Source organism: Streptomyces viridosporus (assembly GCF_002078235.1).
Taxonomy (GTDB): Bacteria; Actinomycetota; Actinomycetes; order Streptomycetales; family Streptomycetaceae; genus Streptomyces; species Streptomyces viridosporus.
This window is the reverse complement of record NZ_MSGP01000969.1, coordinates 1-615: the sequence shown is the minus strand read 5'-3', so window position 1 is coordinate 615 and position 615 is coordinate 1. Positions and strand designations below refer to the sequence as shown.

The 615-nt window shown below is 69.9% G+C and carries 1 protein-coding gene; it reads right to left on the bottom strand.

What is annotated here, in order from left to right; genetic code table 11:
- Positions 1-87: 87 nt before the first annotated feature.
- A partial coding sequence (locus B7L92_RS40890) for a hypothetical protein (protein ID WP_159461101.1) occupies positions 88-615 on the bottom strand: 528 nt, incomplete at its 5' end.

The following is a 615-nucleotide window of genomic DNA, read 5'->3' as shown; positions in this document are numbered from 1 at the left end:
GGGTCTTCGTAGACGGCGGCGACGAACTCGGGGAACGTTCGCTTCGGACGCTGCTCCTCGGCGGAGGCGGGCACGGAGCGCAGCACGTTAGCCCTCCTTCGGCTGATCGGTGATCGGGGCGAGCAGGGCGCGCATCTCCCGCACGTACTTCACGCGGTGCTCGTTCCACCGGTGCTTGGCCGCGATCTCTTGGAGGACTTCGTCGTCCCAGCCGATGAGGACGGCCCACAGGTAAGCGTCGATCCGGTCGGCGGTCCAGTCGCGGCGGTCTAGAAAGTCGGACGAGGTCCGCATCATGTTGCAGACCGCGGTGACCGCCCGTGCTGCGCCTGCGAGCGTGTGCCGGTGCCAGTCCCAGGCCTTGTACATCGCCTGGGCTGCCTCGCGGGTCTCTGCGCGATCGTGCTCGGTGTCCTCCAGGGCGTCGTACAGCTCGCGAAGGCTGGTCTCGGTGTGGTCGGGGAGCGGGAGCCGGCCGGGCGTCTCAGCGAGCGTGACGGGGGCGGTCAGCTCTCCGGCCGCGTACAGGAGGTGTTCCTCCCACAGGGGGCGCAGGAGGCCGCCGTAGGTCTGGGGGCGGGACATCCAGCCGCAGGCGCAGGCGACCATCCAGCG